Genomic DNA, 14,580 nt, shown 5'->3' with positions numbered 1-14,580 from the left:
TTGTTTTTACAGAAGGAGGATTTATGCCTGAATTACCTGAGGTTGAAACGGTTCGTCGTGGCTTAGAAAAATTGATTTTGGGAAAGAAGATTTCTAATATAGAGATTGCTTATCCCAAGATGATCAAGACAGATTTGGACGAGTTTCAAAAGGAATTGCCTGGACAAGTAATTGAGTCCATGGGGCGCCGTGGCAAGTATCTGCTTTTCTACCTGACAGACAAGGTCTTGATTTCCCATTTGCGGATGGAAGGCAAGTATTTTTACTATCCAGACCAGGTTCCTGAACGCAAGCATGCCCATGTTTTCATTGAGTTTGAAGATGGTGGTACTCTTGTGTATGAGGATGTACGCAAGTTTGGTACCATGGAACTGTTGGCACCCAACCTATTGGAAGCCTACTTTATTTCTAAGAAACTAGGGCCGGAGCCAAGAGAGCAGGACTTTGATTTGCAGTCCTTCCAAGCTGCTCTAGCCAAGTCTAAAAAGCCTATCAAATCTCACCTTTTAGACCAAACCTTGGTAGCTGGCCTTGGTAATATATATGTGGATGAGGTTCTTTGGCGAGCTCAGATTCATCCAGCTAGACTTTCCCAGACTTTGACGGCAGAAGAAGCGTCAGCTATTCATGACCAGACTATTGCTGTTTTGGGTCAGGCTGTTGAAAAAGGGGGGTCAACCATTCGGACCTATACCAATGCCTTTGGAGAAGATGGAACCATGCAGGATTTTCATCAGGTCTATGATAAGACTGGTCAAGCATGTTCACGCTGTGGCACCCTCATTGAGAAATTCCAGCTCGGTGGACGAGGAACTCATTTTTGTCCTCGGTGTCAAAGGAGGGATTGATGGGAAAAATCATCGGAATCACAGGAAGCATTGCTTCAGGTAAATCAACTGTGACAAATTTTTTGAGACAGAAAGGTTTTCAAGTGGTGGATGCCGACGCAGTCGTCCATCAGCTACAAAAACCTGGTGGACGTCTTTATCAGGTCTTAGTCCAGCATTTTGGTCAGAAAATTATCTTAGAAAATGGAGAACTCAATCGTCCTCTCCTAGCTAGTCTCATATTTTCAAATCCTGAAGAGCGGGAATGGTCTAAGCGAACCCAAGGAGAGATAATTCGTGAGGAACTGGCAGCATTGCGAGATCAGTTAGCCCAGACAGAAGCAATTTTTTTCATGGATATCCCCCTGCTTTTTGAACAGGGATATGCCAACTGGTTTGATGAAACGTGGCTGGTCTATGTAGACTATGATATCCAATTAGAACGTTTCATGAAACGGGATCATCTTTCTAAGGAAGTAGCAGAGTCGCGTCTTTCCGCCCAGTGGTCTTTAGAAGAAAAGAAAAAATTAGCGAGTCGTATACTAGATAATAATGGCAGTCGTGATCAGCTTGTGAGTCAAGTAGTGAAGTTACTTGAAGGAGGCGATAGCTGTGCAAGAGATTAGTTGGAAAGAGAATCTTCGTGTCGCCTGGTTTGGTAGTTTTCTAACTGGGGCCAGTATATCCTTAGTCGTCCCTTTTATGCCTATCTTTGTGGAGCAGCTGGGAATTGAAGGGGACCAAGTTGCTTTCTATGCTGGATTAGCCATCTCAGTTTCGGCTGTTTCAGCAGCTCTAGTTTCTCCCATCTGGGGCATTCTTGCTGACAAGTACGGTCGAAAACCCATGATGATTCGAGCAGGCCTTGCCATGACCATTACTATGGGAGGTTTGGCCTTTGTTCCGAATATCTATTGGCTAATCTTTCTTAGATTACTAAATGGTGTATTTACAGGTTTCGTACCAAATGCGACGGCTTTAATAGCCAGTCAAGTTCCTAAGGATAAGTCTGGCTATGCTTTGGGGACTTTATCAACGGGAGTAGTAGCTGGAACTCTAATGGGCCCCTTTGTTGGGGGCCTGGTTGCTGAAATTTTTGGTATTCGAAATGTTTTTCTGTTGATTGGTGGCTTCTTGTTTTTAGCTGCACTCTTAACCATTTTCTTTATCAAGGAGGATTTTCAGCCAATAGCTAAGGAGAAAGCAATACCAACAAAGGAATTATTTGCTTCAATCAAGCACTCTCATCTTTTGATTAGTTTATTTTTGACTACCTTTGTCATACAATTTTCAGCTCAATCCATTGGACCCATTCTGGCTCTCTATGTGCGGGACTTAGGGCAGAACGAAAATCTCCTCTTCGTCTCAGGCTTGATTGTATCTAGTATGGGATTTTCTAGTATGATGAGCGCTGGAGTGATGGGAAAGCTTGGTGATAAGCTAGGGAATCATCGACTTCTGATTCTGGCTCAGATGTATTCAGTCATCATCTACCTTCTGTGTGCCAGTGCGACCAGTCCTCTTGAACTCGGTTTGTATCGTTTTCTCTTTGGTTTAGGAACGGGTGCTCTGATACCAGGTATCAATGCCTTGCTTAGTAAAATGACTCCCAAAGCTGGCATTTCAAGGATTTTTGCCTTTAACCAAGTTTTTTTCTACCTTGGAGGTGTTGTTGGCCCTATGACTGGTTCAGCAGTCGCGGGGCAATATGGCAACCACTCTGTTTTTTATGCGACGGCTGCCTGTGTGGCTTTCAGCTGTTTATGTAACTTAGTTCAATTTAGATCATTATTAAAAGTAAAGGAAATCTCGTGCGAGTAAAAATTAATCTCAAATGCTCCTCTTGTGGTAGCATGAATTATCTAACTAGTAAGAACTCAAAAACCCATCCAGACAAGATTGAAGTTCTAAAATATTGTCCAAAGGAAAGAAAAGTAACTTTACATCTTGAATCTAAGTAGAATTTATGGTAAAATAATAGGGATTTTAAGGAGTTTGATATGTATAACCTATTATTAACCATTTTATTAGTATTATCTGTTGTGATTGTGATTGCGATTTTCATGCAACCAACCAAGAACCAATCCAGCAATGTATTTGATGCCAGCGCAGGCGATTTGTTTGAACGTAGTAAAGCTCGTGGTTTTGAAGCTGTGATGCAACGTTTGACAGGTATTTTAGTCTTTTTCTGGCTAGCCATTGCCTTAGCATTGACGGTATTATCAAGTAGATAAGAAATGGGCGAGACTAGGTCTTAGCCTATTTTTATTTTTAACGACACTTAGAAAGTTATCAGTCAAAAAAATTTTAAAAATCTAGAAAGAAAACATGAAAGATAAAATTAAAGAATATTTGCAAGAGAAGGGGCGAGTGACGGTAAATGACCTAGCTCAGGCTCTCGGAAAAGATGGATCCAAGGATTTCCGTGAGTTGATTAAAAACCTGTCTCTGATGGAAAGAAAGCACCAGATTCGATTTGGAGAAGATGGAAGCCTTACCTTGGACCAAAAGAAGAAACATGAAATTACCCTCAAAGGGATTTTTCATGCCCATAAAAACGGCTTTGGCTTTGTTAGTCTAGAAGGGGAAGAGGACGACCTTTTTGTAGGAAAAAACGATGTCAACTATGCCATTGATGGCGATACCGTTGAGGTGGTCATTAAGAAAGTTGCTGACCGCAACAAGGGAACAGCTGCAGAAGCCAAAATTATTGATATCCTAGAACATAGCCTGACAACCGTTGTCGGCCAAATCGTTCTAGATCAGGAAAAGCCCAAGTATGCTGGCTATATTCGTTCCAAAAATCAAAAAATCAGCCAACCGATTTATGTGAAGAAACCGGCTATCAAGTTGGAAGGTACTGAAGTTCTCAAGGTCTTTATCGACAAATATCCAAGTAAGAAACATGATTTCTTTGTCGCTAGTGTGCTGGACGTGGTGGGGCACTCGACTGATGATGGGATTGACGTTCTTGAAGTCTTGGAATCCATGGATATTGTTTCAGAATTTCCAGAAGCTGTTCTCAAGGAAGCAGAAAGTGTACCAGAAGCTCCGTCTCAAAAGGATATGGAAGGTCGTCTGGACCTGAGAGATGAGATCACCTTTACCATTGACGGTGCGGATGCCAAGGACTTGGACGACGCAGTTCACATTAAGCCTTTGAAAAATGGCAATATCGAACTCGGTGTTCACATCGCGGATGTTTCCTACTATGTGACTGAGGGTTCTGCCCTTGACAAGGAAGCCCTTAACCGCGCGACTTCTGTCTACGTGACAGACCGTGTGGTCCCAATGCTTCCAGAGCGTTTGTCAAATGGCATCTGCTCTCTTAATCCTCAAGTCGATCGCTTGACCCAGTCTGCCATTATGGAAATTGATAAACATGGTCGTGTAGTCAACTACACCATCACACAAACAGTAATCAAGACTAGTTTTCGTATGACCTATAGCGCTGTTAATGATATCTTAGCAGGTGACGAGGAAAAAAGACAAGAGTTTAAGAAAATTGTTCCTGGTATCGAACTCATGGCCAAGCTTCATGAAAGGCTAGAAAGCATGCGTGAGAAACGTGGTGCCCTTAATTTTGATACCAGCGAAGCTAAGATTTTGGTGGATAAAAAAGGGAAACCTGTGGATATTGTCCTCCGTCAACGTGGCGTTGCAGAGCGGATGATCGAGTCTTTCATGTTGATTGCCAATGAAACGGTTGCCGAGCACTTCAGCAAACTAGAGTTGCCTTTTATCTATCGGATTCACGAGGAGCCCAAGGCCGAGAAAGTTCAGAAGTTTATTGATTATGCTTCCAGTTTTGGTATTCGCATTTATGGGACTGCCAGTGAGATTAGTCAGGAAGCCCTCCAAGACATCATGCGTGCTGTTGAGGGAGAGACTTATGCGGATGTATTGTCCATGATGCTTCTCCGTTCTATGCAACAGGCTCGTTATTCAGAGCATAATCACGGCCACTATGGGCTAGCAGCTGACTATTACACTCACTTTACGAGTCCGATTCGCCGTTATCCTGACCTACTAGTCCATCGGATGATTCGCGACTATGGGCGTTCCAAGGAAATAGCAGAGCATTTTGAACAAGTGATTCCAGAGATTGCGACCCAGTCTTCCAACCGTGAGCGTCGTGCCATCGAGGCTGAGCGTGAAGTCGAAGCTATGAAAAAGGCTGAGTACATGGAAGAACACGTGGGCGAAGAATACGATGCAGTTGTATCCAGCATCGTCAAGTTCGGTCTCTTTGTTGAATTGCCAAATACAGTTGAGGGCCTGATTCACATCACCAATTTGCCTGAATTTTATCATTTCAATGAGCGGGATTTGACTCTCCGTGGGGAGAAATCAGGAATAACTTTCCGTGTGGGACAGCAGATTCGTATTCGTGTAGAAAGAGCCGATAAGATGACAGGGGAGATTGACTTCTCTTATATCCCAAGTGAGTTTGATGTCATTGAAAAAGGCTTGAAACAAGCTGGTCGCAGAGACAGGGGTCGTGGTTCAAGTCGTCGTTCAGATAAGAAGGAAGACAAGAGAAAATCAGGACGCTTAAATGATAAGCACAAGCATTCACAAAAAGATAAAAAGAAAAAAGGCAAGAAACCTTTTTATAAGGAAGTAGCTAAGAAAGGAGCCAAGCATGGCAAAGGGCGAGGGAAAGGTCGTCGCACAAAATAAAAAGGCGCACCACGACTATACAATCGTAGATACGCTTGAAGCAGGAATGGTCCTGACAGGAACGGAGATCAAGAGTGTACGAGCGGCTCGAATCAATCTCAAGGACGGCTTTGCCCAAGTAAAAAATGGGGAAGTCTGGCTGAGCAATGTTCATATCGCTCCTTACGAAGAGGGCAATATCTGGAACCAGGAACCTGAACGCCGTCGCAAACTCCTGCTCCATAAGAAGCAAATTCAAAAATTGGAACAAGAGACCAAAGGGACAGGAATGACCCTTGTTCCCCTCAAAGTCTATCTCAAAGATGGCTATGCCAAGCTTCTTTTAGGACTTGCTAAAGGGAAACATGACTATGACAAACGGGAGTCGATCAAGCGACGTGAACAAAACCGCGACATCGCGCGTGTGATGAAAGCTGTCAACCAGCGTTAAGAAGAGGAAGTAAAATGGAAAAATTAATTGCCTATAAACGGATGCCCTTGTGGAATAAACAGACCATGCCTGAAGCAGTTCAGCAAAAGCACAATACTAAAGTCGGTACTTGGGGAAAAATTACTGTCTTGAAGGGGGCACTCAAGTTTATTGAGTTGACTGAAGATGGTGAGGTTCTAGCTGAGCACCTCTTTGAGGCAGGTGCAGACAACCCTATGGCGCAACCGCAAGCCTGGCACCGAGTGGAAGCTGCCACTGATGATGTAGAATGGTACTTGGAATTTTATTGTAAACCTGAGGATTATTTCCCTAAGAAATACAATACCAATCCAGTCCATTCAGAGGTCCTAGAGGCTATGCAAACGGTGAAACCTGGAAGAGCCTTGGATTTGGGTTGTGGTCAAGGCCGTAACTCTCTCTTTCTCGCGCAGAATGGTTTTGATGTGACAGCTGTTGATCAAAATGAATTGTCCCTTGAAATCTTGCAAAGCATTGTGGAACAAGAGGATCTAGACATGCCTGTTGGACTTTATGATATCAATTCAGCCAGCATTAGCCAAGACTATGATTTCATCGTTTCAACAGTTGTTCTGATGTTCCTACAAGCGGACCGCATTCCAGCTATCATCCAAAATATGCAGGAGCACACCACGGTTGGTGGCTATAACCTTATCGTCTGTGCTATGGATACAGAGGATTATCCTTGCTCAGTCAACTTCCCATTTACCTTTAAAGAAGGAGAGTTGGCGGACTATTACAAGGATTGGGAATTGATCAAGTATAATGAAAACCCAGGACATCTGCACCGTCGTGATGAAAATGGCAATCGCATTCAACTCCGATTTGCGACCATGTTAGCCAAGAAAATCAAGTAAATCAAGTCTTTACAAACGAATAGAAACCACTTTGCAAGGTTTCTGTTCGTTTTTATTTGTGGCAGCAGAATGGGACAAGCTTAATTTTATGCTATACTAGAAGTAGGAAATCAGAGCAGTAGAACTATATTGCTGACACTCTCAGCGAGAGAAAGACTTTATGATGGAGGTGGTCCAATGGCGAGTCTTTTGGTGGAATTGTATGATCGGCATGTATTGGAAAAGAATGTCTACCAAGCCTTTGTCAGTGATTGTGACGAGATTCTCTTCCTTTCTTTGACAAAAATAAGCAATGAAGAGAAAGTCTCTCTCCGTCAGTTTATCATGGAAGAAGTCCCCCATATCCAACGAGTGGCCTTTCGTCAGCTATCTTTAGAACAATTAACAGACCAGTTAGATTATTGCCTTGCAGGCTATGACCAAGTTATTATCGATGTTTTTGGCGGGGATTCACTACTAGCCTTATCTCTCTATCAATATGGCTTTGATCGGGACCTCCCGATTGTTGCCATGGATGTCGAACGAGGAAAACAATACAAGTGGGTGGCTGGTCAGTTAGAAAAAGAAGATTTGGACATTCCAACCCTAAGCATCCAACAGTTGATAGTCTTGCGTGGTGGAAAAATGCTCAAATCAAAACGCCCTATCCACTCAGCTCAGCAAATTGCAGCCATCAAAAAGCTAGCCAGCTCTGCCATTGCCAATCCTTCCCACTGGTATCAAGTGACCCAATTTTTCTCTCTAGCTAAGACCAATGACCTCCATGCGGAAACCGAAAAAATACTGGAAAACAACGGCAAGTATTACCTCTATCCAGAATCCCTGATCCCCTTACTAGTAGAAGCGGGGATGCTTCGTATTGAAGGCGAGGACAAGGAGCGAGTAAGCTACAGCTTTCCAAGTCAAGAAGCTCAAGTCTTTTGCCGCAACAAGGGGCACATTTTAGAGTTGTATCTTTATCTCTTGGCGCTCGAATCTCAGCTGTTTGATGAGTGCATGATAGGCGGTGAGATTGATTGGAATGGCATCTTTCCAGAGGCGGACAATGTTCAAAATGAGATTGATGTCATTCTGAGAAAGGGACGCTCGATTACCTTTATCTCTTGCAAAATGACAGATTTATCAGTTGAAGCCATCAATGAGCTAGAAGTCTATGCCAATCATTTTGCTGGGGAGAGTTGCCTCAAGTTGATTGTTTGTACGGGAAAAATCAATCCAGCTTATGCCAATCGTTGCCAGGAATATGGTGTGCTCGTCATTAGAAGTGAGCAGATTTCCAATCTCATTCCCATGCTAAAAAAATATTCTAAGAGACAAAAAAGATAAGAAATAATATCATGAAAGGCTGGAATTCCAGTCTTTTTTACTTCTTTTTCGAATAAATGAGAAAAGGAGGTAGACCATGTTCGTTGCTAGAGATGCCAATGGAAATTTGGTAAATGCACTCGAAAAAGACGTGACTAGGCAATATTATACTTGTCCAGCCTGTGGGGGCAGACTACGATTACGCCAAGGACAGAGCATTCGAACGCACTTTGCCCATGAATCTTTAAGAGATTGTATGGCTATTTTTGAGAATGAAAGTCCAGAACACTTAGGCAACAAAGAGGCTCTCTATCACTGGGCCAAGAAGGACAATCAGGTTGCCGTAGAATATAGTCTGCCCGAGATCCAGCAGATAGCGGATGTTCTCGTCAATGAGAAACTAGCTCTGGAGGTTCAGTGCAGCCCCTTGTCTCAAAAGCTTTTAGGCGACAGAAGTCAAGGCTACCGCAGTCAGGGCTATCAGGTTATCTGGCTACTGGGAGAAAAACTCTGGTTAAAAGAGAGACTTACACAACTGCAAAGGGGATTCCTCTATTTTAGTCAAAATATGGGTTTCTATGTTTGGGAACTAGATCTCAAAAAGCAAGTTTTGAGACTCAAATATCTTCTGCATCAGGACCTACGTGGCAAGCTTCATTTTCAGGTCAAGGAGTTTCCCTATGGAAAAGGAAATCTCTTGGAAATTTTACGCTTTCCTTATCAAAAACAAAAACTGCCTCGTTTTGCAGTCGTGCAAGATACCACTATCTGTCACTACATTCGTCAGCAGTTATACTACCAAACCCCTTACTGGATGAAGAAGCAGGAGGAGGCTTATCAAAAAGGGGACAATTTATTAAACCGTCAACTGGACGACTGGTATCCCCAAGTCAGACCAATAGAATCAGGAGATTTTTGTCAAATTAATCAAGATTTAAGTAGCTATTATAAAGAATTTTTCTCTTACTATCAAAAAAATCCGAAAAATAATTTCCAAAAGCTCTATCCACCAGCCTTTTATCACTTATATTTCTCAAAAAATGTGGTAAAATAGAAAGGATGGAGGAATCTTATGGTATTACAACGACATGAAATAAATGAAAAAGATACATGGGATCTTTCAACGATCTACCCAACAAACCAAGCTTGGGAAGAAGCCTTGAAAGACTTAACTGAAAAAGTACAAACAGCGTCCCAGTATGAGGGACATCTCTTGGACAGCGCCGACAGTTTGCTTGAGATTACAGAATTTTCACTTGACTTGGAACGCCAAATTGAAAAGCTTTATGTCTATGCACATATGAAAAATGACCAAGACACGCGTGAAGCTAAGTATCAGGAGTACTATGCCAAGGCTATGACCTTATACAGTCAGTTAGAACAAGCCTTTTCATTCTATGAACCTGAGTTTATGGAGATTAGTGAGGAGCAGTATGCGGCCTTCCTAGAAGCTCAACCAAAACTCCAAGTTTACAAGCACTTTTTTGACAAGCTCTTGCAAAAGAAAGACCATGTTCTTTCGCAACGTGAGGAAGAATTGCTTGCAGGAGCAGGAGAGATTTTTGGCGCTGCTAGTGAAACTTTCGCTATTTTGGACAATGCGGATATTAGCTTCCCATATGTCCATGATGATGAAGGCAATGAAGTGCAACTCTCACACGGTACTTACATCCGTTTGATGGAGTCTAAAAACCGTGAAGTGCGCCGTGGTGCCTATGAAGCCCTCTATGCGACTTACGAGCAATTCCAACACACTTATGCTAAGACTCTGCAGACGAATGTTAAGGTGCAAAACTACCGCGCAAAAGTTCGCAACTATAAGAGTGCTCGCCATGCAGCTCTCGCAGCAAACTTTGTTCCAGAAAGTGTCTATGACAATCTAGTAGCAGCAGTTCGCAAGCATTTGCCACTTTTGCATCGTTACCTCGAGCTTCGTTCTAAAATCTTGGGGATTTCTGATCTCAAGATGTATGATGTTTACACACCGCTATCTTCAGTAGAATACAGCTTTACCTACGAAGAAGCCTTGAAAAAAGCTGAAGAAGCCTTAGCAGTCTTGGGTGACGACTACTTGAGCCGTGTTAAACGTGCCTTCAGTGAGCGTTGGATTGATGTCTATGAAAACCAAGGCAAGCGTTCTGGTGCCTACTCTGGTGGTTCTTACGATACCAATGCCTTTATGCTTCTCAACTGGCAGGACAATCTAGATAATCTCTTTACTCTTGTCCATGAAACAGGTCACAGTATGCACTCTAGCTATACTCGTGAAACCCAACCTTATGTTTACGGAGATTATTCTATCTTCTTGGCTGAGATTGCCTCAACGACTAACGAAAATATCTTGACAGAGAAATTGTTGGAAGAAGTAGAAGACGATGCAACTCGCTTTGCTATTCTCAATAACTTCCTAGATGGTTTCCGTGGAACAGTTTTCCGTCAAACTCAATTCGCTGAGTTTGAACATGCCATCCACCAAGCAGACCAAAATGGAGAAGTCTTGACAAGTGATTTCCTCAATAAGCTCTACGCTGACTTGAACCAAGAGTACTATGGACTCAGCAAGGAAGACAATCCTCAGATCCAATACGAGTGGGCACGCATTCCTCACTTCTACTATAACTACTATGTTTATCAGTATTCAACAGGTTTTGCAGCTGCTTCAGCCTTGGCTGAGAAGATTGTCCATGGTAGTCAAGAAGACCGTGACCGCTATATCGACTACCTCAAAGCAGGTAAATCAGACTATCCACTCTATGTCATGAGAAAAGCGGGTGTTGATATGGAAAAAGAAGACTATCTTAACGATGCCTTTGCAGTCTTTGAACGTCGCTTGAACGAGTTTGAAGCCCTTGTTGAAAAATTGGGACTAGCTTAAGATGGTAGAGTCTTATAGTAAAAATGCCAATCACAATATGCGCCGGCCTGTCGTCAAGGAAGAAATCGTTGAACTCATGCGCCAGCGTCAAAAGCAGGTGACAGGTTCTTTGAAAGAATTGGAGACCTTCGCTCGCAAGGAAAACATTCCCATTATTCCCCATGAAACGGTCGCGTATTTTCGATTTCTCATGGAGACTATACAGCCTAAGAATATTCTAGAGATTGGGACGGCTATCGGTTTCTCAGCCCTCTTGATGGCGGAACATGCGCCAGATGCTAAGATTACAACCATTGACCGTAATCCTGAGATGATAGGCTTTGCCAAGGAAAACTTTGCCCAGTTTGACAGTCGTCAGCAAATCACCTTACTTGAAGGTGATGCTGTTGATGTTTTATCTACTTTGACAGAAACATATGATTTCGTCTTTATGGATTCGGCCAAGTCCAAGTACATTGTCTTTCTACCAGAAATCCTCAAGCACTTGGAAGTTGGTGGAGTAGTGGTCTTGGATGATATTTTCCAAGGAGGAGATGTTGCCAAGGACATCATGGAAGTCCGCCGAGGTCAACGCACCATTTACCGTGGTTTGCAAAGGCTTTTCGACGCAACTTTGGACAATCCAGGTCTAACAGCAACTCTAGTTCCACTTGGAGACGGTATTCTCATGCTACGAAAAAATGTGAAAAATGTAAGTTTACCTGAAATGGAATAATATTAAAAATCGTATAATCTTTCTGTATAAAAAACAGGAGGATTTTTATGTTTCAAACCACCATCAATATAGGCTATGCTCGCGTTTCTACCCAAAAGCAAGATTTGGGCTTGGAGGTGCAAATCGAGGCTCTTAAGCACTGTGTCCAGCTCTTTATCGAAAGTGAATCTGGTTCAAACAATGCACGCTCAGAGCTCGAAAAGGCTCTAAAATTGCCTCAAACGCTTTCGAAAAAAGGAACGCAAGTCACTTTCACCATCTACAAGCTTGATAGGCTTACGCGCTCTATGTTTAAATTGCTAGAACTGATTGAACAATTTAATGATTCGGATATTCAGCTAGTCAGTTTGCATGAAAAATTGGAAACTGACTAGCTCATTGGTAGGTTACTTTGTATGATTTTAGGATTTGTGGCAGAAAGTGAACTGGAAAATTTGCGATTTCGTACCCGTGAAGGACTTCGTAAAACCAAGGAAAAAGGCGTCAAACTGGGTGCTAAGCGAATTTCGAAAAAGAAGGAGGGGAGAATTATTGAGCAGCACTTGGAAGGAGTGGCAAGCATCAGAATAATAGCAAAAACAGAACGAATTTCGACCTCAACCATCTATAAAGTCTTGGAACGAAACAAGATTGCCAATAATCGCAAAAAAGTTTCGCAAATTTCTTGCTAAAAACCAGACAAAATGCTACAATGAAGGCGTAAATATGTTTCGATTAACGACTGTTAAACGATACACTTAAAAAACAAAAAAATACAAATCCAACACAGGCTCAAAACCTTGTTAAATTCGTATTTTCTGAAATATTCACATTGTTATTTTGAATGTTTCGCCAAACGGTCCTTACGCGATACACCAAAAACCTTGTCTCTCAAGTGGTTGAGGAGAACTTTACGAAATACTAAATCAAAAAATTAGGCTTTTTGTAGTATTTACATATCTTAAAAAGCAATTCTACATTCCTAAGGAGGAAATGATGAAAACGAATAAAATTGTTAAACTCGGTATCGCAACCTTTGCGGTTGCGGTGTTGGGGGCATTGCCAGCTTTTACAGCTCAGGCAGACACAAATGTGGCAGAACAGCCAAATACAGCTTCAAAACCAGTAGAAAATGCTAAACCAAGTGATTCAGAAAAACCTGAGGTTAAACCGGCAGAAGAAGTTAGTCCTGAATCTGATCCAGAAACAAATCCAGCAGAGTCTCAACCATCTGATACTCCTGAGGGACATGCGAACTCAAATGAAGTAGAAACTTCAAGTGAAGAAGAGAATGGGAGTAATACCTCATTTAATAACCATGTGAATAAAGTTAAGGAAGTTCGTATTGGATATAGATTCCGTATATTTACTTACCGTGGTGGTTGGGCATGGCATTATGCTCCGACTGATGAGGCCCGTGACTATAGTAGTTCTGAAAAATATCCAAGCACGACTATTAAGTTGCATCCTGGAGAAAGCTACACCTTGCCAGCTCCCCCTACCATTGCAGGTTATGTTTTCGAAAGAATGTCCACGTTAGGAATGAATCCAGGAGATACAATAAACTATGATAACGCACCTACTTCAACAGGTGCATCTAGTCATGGTTATCATATTTCGTATCTTTACCGTAAAGCAACCGAACATGCAAATGATCAAAAAATTGACCCAATTTTAATAGGTGCAAAAGTTGGTGAAGATGGCTATCATGAATTGGACGATAAATTCCCCCAAAAATATATTGAGCTACTTGCAGGAGAAAGCTATACATTCCCAAATGTAGAAATAGATGGCTACCGTCTTGAAAAGATTATTAATACCGGACCAGATGGAAATGAACTTTCTTATAAGGTTGGAGATGTGATTCATTATAGAAATAATGCTGGTGATGACCTAGACCGTGGACCGTATTTTAGTTATGTATATGAAAAAGTCCAGTCAGGTAGTTCTAATCAAAGTGGTAATAAACCTATTGAAAAGCCTTCTGACCAACCACAGCCTACTAAACCAGTGAAACCAGCTGAAGAGCCAAGCGTGACACCTGTAGTTCCTGTATCACCAACCACACCTGTGAAGCCTATAAGCCCTGTTACACCAGTTGTTCCAGATCAACCACAACCTGCTAAGCCGGAGAAACCAGCAGAGAAGCCAAGCGAGAAACCTGTAGTTCCTGACACACCAAAACCAGTTACACCAGTTGTTCCAACAGTCCCAACAACTCCTGTAACTCCTACAAATCCAGCTACTCCAAGCACAAGCCGAGTCCTTTCAAACGAAGCTGGAAGTGTTCAAGTTCGTGGCTCAGAGGCAACACTCAAAAATGTTAGCTACATCAAGGTAGAAGAAACCAAAGCTAAATCACTTGAGACGAAAAGCTACAAGGCTTATGACATTCATTTATATGACGCAAACGGCAAGGCTATTCAGCCAAATGGCATGGTTTTAGTGACCCTTTCTGCTGATAAGCCAGTTGAAAATGTCTACTATGTTGCCCCAGATGGCGCTTTGCAAGCACTTAATTTCAAGCAAGATGCAGATAAGGTGACTTTTGAAACCAACCACTTTAGTATCTATGCAATGACATTCAAAAATGTTGCTGCAAATCGCAATGACAGTAGCATACAAATGCCTATTGCTGTTGTAGGTGGTGAAAATACAACAACCACAGCTCAAAATAGCAATGGAGCAGATACCACAAAAGCGCAAGCTACACCGCTAAATAACAAGACTGAAGATGGGTCGAAAGCCCTGCCAAACACTGGCGAACAAAATTCAATTCTTGGATTTGCAGGCTTCCTTCTTGCAAGTCTTGGTCTAGCAGGCTTGACTTACAAAGGACGTCACTAAAAAATAACACAAGATAAACAAAGAACTTGAACTGTTGTTCAGGT

Annotated in this window: 15 protein-coding genes; all 15 read left to right on the top strand. The window is 42.2% G+C overall.

What is annotated here, in order from left to right:
- The first annotated feature begins 23 nt into the window (after nt 1-23).
- The 15 genes from mutM (at nt 24) to MK409_RS03485 (ending at nt 14,536) form a co-directional block, all read left to right on the top strand.
- Nucleotides 24-848: a DNA-formamidopyrimidine glycosylase gene (mutM, locus tag MK409_RS03550; RefSeq protein ID WP_268705355.1), complete on the top strand. Its 825-nt coding sequence runs from the start codon at nt 24-26 to the stop codon at nt 846-848.
- Nucleotides 848-1,453, top strand: a complete 606-nt coding sequence (gene coaE, locus MK409_RS03545; RefSeq protein WP_268705354.1) for a dephospho-CoA kinase — start codon at nt 848-850, stop codon at nt 1,451-1,453. The genes mutM and coaE overlap by 1 nt, the downstream gene beginning before the upstream one ends.
- Nucleotides 1,440-2,648 carry a multidrug efflux MFS transporter gene (locus MK409_RS03540; RefSeq protein WP_268705353.1) on the top strand — a complete coding sequence of 403 codons (1,209 nt, stop codon included), beginning with the start codon at nt 1,440-1,442 and terminating at the stop codon, nt 2,646-2,648. Before coaE ends, MK409_RS03540 begins: the two co-directional genes overlap by 14 nt.
- Nucleotides 2,639-2,788 carry a 50S ribosomal protein L33 gene (gene rpmG / locus MK409_RS03535; RefSeq protein ID WP_007519517.1) on the top strand — a complete coding sequence of 50 codons (150 nt, stop codon included), beginning with the start codon at nt 2,639-2,641 and terminating at the stop codon, nt 2,786-2,788. The genes MK409_RS03540 and rpmG overlap by 10 nt, the downstream gene beginning before the upstream one ends.
- A 39-nt stretch (nt 2,789-2,827) precedes the next feature.
- Nucleotides 2,828-3,061 carry a preprotein translocase subunit SecG gene (secG, locus tag MK409_RS03530; RefSeq protein WP_000282514.1) on the top strand — a complete coding sequence of 78 codons (234 nt, stop codon included), beginning with the start codon at nt 2,828-2,830 and terminating at the stop codon, nt 3,059-3,061.
- A 94-nt stretch (nt 3,062-3,155) separates the two neighbouring features.
- On the top strand, nt 3,156-5,510 hold the full coding sequence (gene rnr, locus MK409_RS03525; protein ID WP_268705352.1) for a ribonuclease R: 2,355 nt from the start codon (nt 3,156-3,158) through the stop codon (nt 5,508-5,510).
- Complete coding sequence (smpB, locus tag MK409_RS03520; RefSeq protein WP_001051743.1) at nt 5,473-5,940, top strand: SsrA-binding protein SmpB; 468 nt, start codon at nt 5,473-5,475, stop codon at nt 5,938-5,940. The genes rnr and smpB overlap by 38 nt, the downstream gene beginning before the upstream one ends.
- Nucleotides 5,941-5,954: 14 nt before the next feature.
- Nucleotides 5,955-6,815 (top strand): SAM-dependent methyltransferase TehB, encoded by an 861-nt coding sequence (gene tehB / locus MK409_RS03515; protein WP_268705351.1) that lies wholly within the window; start codon nt 5,955-5,957, stop codon nt 6,813-6,815.
- A gap of 177 nt (nt 6,816-6,992) precedes the next feature.
- On the top strand, nt 6,993-8,141 hold the full coding sequence (locus MK409_RS03510) for a hypothetical protein (RefSeq protein ID WP_268705350.1): 1,149 nt from the start codon (nt 6,993-6,995) through the stop codon (nt 8,139-8,141).
- A 76-nt stretch (nt 8,142-8,217) separates the two neighbouring features.
- Nucleotides 8,218-9,174, top strand: a complete 957-nt coding sequence (locus tag MK409_RS03505) for a competence protein CoiA (protein WP_268705349.1) — start codon at nt 8,218-8,220, stop codon at nt 9,172-9,174.
- A gap of 18 nt (nt 9,175-9,192) precedes the next feature.
- On the top strand, nt 9,193-10,995 hold the full coding sequence (gene pepF / locus MK409_RS03500) for an oligoendopeptidase F (protein WP_268705348.1): 1,803 nt from the start codon (nt 9,193-9,195) through the stop codon (nt 10,993-10,995).
- Between the two features lies 1 nt (nt 10,996).
- Nucleotides 10,997-11,710 (top strand): O-methyltransferase, encoded by a 714-nt coding sequence (locus MK409_RS03495; protein WP_125390994.1) that lies wholly within the window; start codon nt 10,997-10,999, stop codon nt 11,708-11,710.
- Nucleotides 11,711-11,757: 47 nt separating this feature from the next.
- Nucleotides 11,758-12,084, top strand: coding sequence for a recombinase family protein (locus MK409_RS09000; RefSeq protein WP_376738647.1), 327 nt, complete (start codon nt 11,758-11,760; stop codon nt 12,082-12,084).
- A 21-nt stretch (nt 12,085-12,105) separates the two neighbouring features.
- Nucleotides 12,106-12,381 carry a hypothetical protein gene (locus MK409_RS08995; RefSeq protein WP_376738648.1) on the top strand — a complete coding sequence of 92 codons (276 nt, stop codon included), beginning with the start codon at nt 12,106-12,108 and terminating at the stop codon, nt 12,379-12,381.
- 304 nt (nt 12,382-12,685) lie between these two features.
- Nucleotides 12,686-14,536 (top strand): LPXTG cell wall anchor domain-containing protein, encoded by a 1,851-nt coding sequence (locus tag MK409_RS03485; RefSeq protein ID WP_185756260.1) that lies wholly within the window; start codon nt 12,686-12,688, stop codon nt 14,534-14,536.
- Nucleotides 14,537-14,580 lie beyond the last annotated feature (44 nt).

Origin of the sequence: Streptococcus oralis, from assembly GCF_026782375.1 — a bacterium.
Classification (GTDB): domain Bacteria; phylum Bacillota; class Bacilli; order Lactobacillales; family Streptococcaceae; genus Streptococcus; species Streptococcus oralis_CL.
Note: the sequence above shows the minus strand (reverse complement) of the source record. Positions and strands in the feature narration are given on the sequence as shown.

What these genes read in the sequence shown, in the direction of transcription:
- MK409_RS03485 (WP_185756260.1), top strand. Translation starts at nt 12,686, where the DNA reads ATGAAAACGAATAAAATTGTTAAACTCGGTATCGCAACCTTTGCGGTT.
- smpB (WP_001051743.1), top strand. Translation starts at nt 5,473, where the DNA reads ATGGCAAAGGGCGAGGGAAAGGTCGTCGCACAAAATAAAAAGGCGCAC.
- MK409_RS03505 (WP_268705349.1), top strand. Translation starts at nt 8,218, where the DNA reads ATGTTCGTTGCTAGAGATGCCAATGGAAATTTGGTAAATGCACTCGAA.
- MK409_RS09000 (WP_376738647.1), top strand. Translation starts at nt 11,758, where the DNA reads ATGTTTCAAACCACCATCAATATAGGCTATGCTCGCGTTTCTACCCAA.
- tehB (WP_268705351.1), top strand. Translation starts at nt 5,955, where the DNA reads ATGGAAAAATTAATTGCCTATAAACGGATGCCCTTGTGGAATAAACAG.
- coaE (WP_268705354.1), top strand. Translation starts at nt 848, where the DNA reads ATGGGAAAAATCATCGGAATCACAGGAAGCATTGCTTCAGGTAAATCA.
- MK409_RS03510 (WP_268705350.1), top strand. Translation starts at nt 6,993, where the DNA reads ATGGCGAGTCTTTTGGTGGAATTGTATGATCGGCATGTATTGGAAAAG.
- MK409_RS08995 (WP_376738648.1), top strand. Translation starts at nt 12,106, where the DNA reads ATGATTTTAGGATTTGTGGCAGAAAGTGAACTGGAAAATTTGCGATTT.
- rnr (WP_268705352.1), top strand. Translation starts at nt 3,156, where the DNA reads ATGAAAGATAAAATTAAAGAATATTTGCAAGAGAAGGGGCGAGTGACG.
- mutM (WP_268705355.1), top strand. Translation starts at nt 24, where the DNA reads ATGCCTGAATTACCTGAGGTTGAAACGGTTCGTCGTGGCTTAGAAAAA.
- pepF (WP_268705348.1), top strand. Translation starts at nt 9,193, where the DNA reads ATGGTATTACAACGACATGAAATAAATGAAAAAGATACATGGGATCTT.
- MK409_RS03495 (WP_125390994.1), top strand. Translation starts at nt 10,997, where the DNA reads ATGGTAGAGTCTTATAGTAAAAATGCCAATCACAATATGCGCCGGCCT.
- secG (WP_000282514.1), top strand. Translation starts at nt 2,828, where the DNA reads ATGTATAACCTATTATTAACCATTTTATTAGTATTATCTGTTGTGATT.